3 protein-coding genes are annotated in these 2,696 nt (G+C 66.1%); all 3 read right to left on the minus strand.

Going from position 1 to position 2,696, the window contains the following annotated elements:
* Window positions 1-729 (minus strand): FGGY family carbohydrate kinase (locus EOA22_RS30155; RefSeq protein ID WP_245478720.1); only part of this gene is annotated, 729 nt, incomplete at its 3' end.
* Window positions 730-910: 181 nt separating this feature from the next.
* A complete protein-coding gene (locus EOA22_RS30160) occupies window positions 911-1,639 on the minus strand; it encodes an SDR family oxidoreductase (RefSeq protein WP_024501651.1) in 729 nt (242 codons plus the stop codon).
* 22 nt (window positions 1,640-1,661) lie between these two features.
* Window positions 1,662-2,696: sugar ABC transporter permease (locus EOA22_RS30165; RefSeq protein ID WP_127390457.1), on the minus strand; the 1,035-nt coding region annotated here is incomplete at its 5' end.

Raw genomic sequence — 2,696 nt, forward strand, 5'->3', positions numbered from 1 at the left:
GTTGAGACCAAGGTCTGCTGCTGCCTGCGCGGTCAATCCGCCGCCGAGTGCGGCACCGGCCGGCACGATCTCGGTGCCGATGCGCGCGAATGCCTCGTCGGCCAGCGCGCCGAGGCCGATCTTGCGGAAATACGTCTCGTCCCAGCGGCTCTCATGCGCCAGATAGGTCCATTTGCAGGTCACCGTGCAGACCGAACGGGCAAGGCTGCCGGTCGCCCGCCAGGTGAGGAAATCGGCGAGGTCCATGAACTGCCAGGCGGCGTCGAAAGTGGCGGGCAGGTCTTCGGCCAGCCACAGGAGTTTCGGCGTTTCCATCTCCGGCGAGATGACGCCGCCGACGTAGTTCAACACCGCCTCGCCACTGCGATTGATGCGGCGCGTCTGCTCGACCGCGCGATGATCCATCCAGACGATGATGTTGCGTTCCGGATTGGCGGACTTGCTTACCGGCAGCGGCACGCCGCCCTCGCCCAGCACCACCAGCGAACAGGTGGCGTCGAAGCCGATGCCGGCGATCGCCTCGGGCGCCACGCCCGATTGCGCGACCGCTTCACGCGTGGCCGCGCAAACCGCCCGCCAGATGTCGTTGCTCGACTGCTCGACAATGTCGCCGGCCTCGCGCCAGACCTCGATGTCCCGTTTGGCCGAGGCAAGCAGGGTTCCCGTGTGGTCGAACACCCCGGCCCGCGCGCTGCCGGTGCCGACGTCGATGCCGAGGAAGTGGGACATTGGGGGAAACCTTCGGTTTAAGGCAGTAGGGGAGTAGGGGAGTAGGGCAGTAAGGCAGTACGGGAATAGGAGATGGTGGCTTGGCTCGGGCCCGGGCATTGAACGGCAGAGCAATCCTACTGCCCTACTGCCCTACTGCCCTACTGCCCTACTGCCCTACTGCCCTACTCCCCTACTCCCCCTAGAGATCATTGCTCTGCGGCAAAATCACCAAATCCCTTATCGTCACATTGCGCGGCCGGGTCAGCATGAACATCACCGCTTCGGCCACCTCGCGTGGCTGCATCAGGCCGCCGGCGGCGAGTTCCTCTTCGAGCTTGGCCTTCGGCCAGTCGTCGACCAGTGCCGTCACCACCGGGCCGGGCGCCACGGCGCCGACGCGCAGGCCGTGCTTGGCGACTTGCCGGCGCACCGTGTGGACGAAGGCCTGCACGGCGTGCTTGGAGGCCGTGTAGATCGGTTCCCAGACCACCGGGACCAGACCGGCGATCGAACTGGTGACGATGATGTCGCCGGTCTTGCGTTCGATCATGTGCGGCAGCACCGCCTGGATCGAACGGAAGCAGGCATTGATGTTGAGGTTGAGCATGCGATCCCAGACGTCGGGATCGCCGGTCGCCACCTCGCCGCCGACATAGGCGCCGGCATTGGCATGGAAGATGTCGAGTTGGCCGGCCTTCTCCAGGATTTGCGGCATCATGGTGGCGACGCTTGCCGGCTGCATCAGGTCGATCACCAGCGGGATCGCTTTGGGGCCGAGTTCGGCGCACAGTTTGTTCAGCGTCGCCTCGGCGCGGTCGACCAGCACCACGGTGGCGCCGGCCGCCAGCATATGCCTGGCGCATTCGAGGCCGATGCCTGACGCGGCACCGGTGACGGCGGCAACTTTTCCGGACAGTTCTTGGCTCATGTCTTGCTTCCTGTTGATGGGTTCAGGCCCGGCCATGCGAGACACGCGAGCGGCGTGCCAGCGAGTCGACGATGACCGCGATGGCAAGCACGGCGCCGGTGATCATGTACCGAAGCGACGAGGACAGATCGAGCAGCGTCAGGCCGCTGGCGATCGACTGGATGACGATGATGCCGAGCAGTGCCGAATAGGCGCTGCCCCTGCCGCCGAACAGGCTGGTGCCGCCTATGACGGCCGCTGCGATGGCGTTGAGGTTGACGTCGCCCGTGCCGGCCTGCTGGCTGGCCGAGGCCAGGCGGGCCGCCGACAGCACGCCGCCGAAAGCCGCCAGCATCGAGCACAGCACGAAGGCGCTGGAATAGATCAGCCGCACATTGATGCCGGCGCGCCGCGCCGCCTCGCGGTTGCCGCCGACCGCCGACATAGAGCGGCCCCATTTGGTCCGCGTCAGCGCGTAGTGCATCGATATGACCAGGCCGACGAACAGGCCGAACATCCACGGAATGCCGCGCGCCTGATTGAGATAGAAGACGATGAGCTCGAGAATGACCGTAATCACCACCGCGCGCGTGACGAGCCCGCCGGTCGACGGCGCCGACAGGTTCGCGGCGCGGCGGCGCGCGACGGTGCGCAGGCCGGTGATCAGCATGACGATGCCCGGCACGGCCGCCAGAGCGAACGAGACGAGTTTGGGCATCATCAGCAACTGGCCGAAATTCACCAGGTTCGAGCCGTAGGGCAGGTTGATCGAGCCGGTCGAGCCGAGGATGTAGAGCTGCAGGCCAAGCACCGCCAGCAAGCCGGCCAGCGTCGAGACGAAGCTCGGCATGCCGAGCCGGTTGAACAGCAGCGCATAGAGGGCGCCGATGAAGCCGCCGACGGCAACAGCGGCCAGAATCGCGAGCGCCACCGGCCAGCCCTGGTTGACCCACAGCGTGCCGACCATGGCCGAGGCAAAGCCGCTGATCGAACCGACCGACAGGTCGATCTCGCCGACCATCAGAACGCAGACGATGCCGAGCGCGATGACGCCGACGGTTGAGCAATCGACCAGCAG

This window comes from Mesorhizobium sp. M7A.F.Ca.US.014.04.1.1 (assembly GCF_003998745.1).
GTDB lineage: Bacteria > Pseudomonadota > Alphaproteobacteria > Rhizobiales > Rhizobiaceae > Mesorhizobium > Mesorhizobium ciceri.

Coding starts and splice junctions, on each gene's coding strand:
- EOA22_RS30160 (WP_024501651.1), bottom strand. CDS start 1,639: ATGAGCCAAGAACTGTCCGGAAAAGTTGCCGCCGTCACCGGTGCCGCG.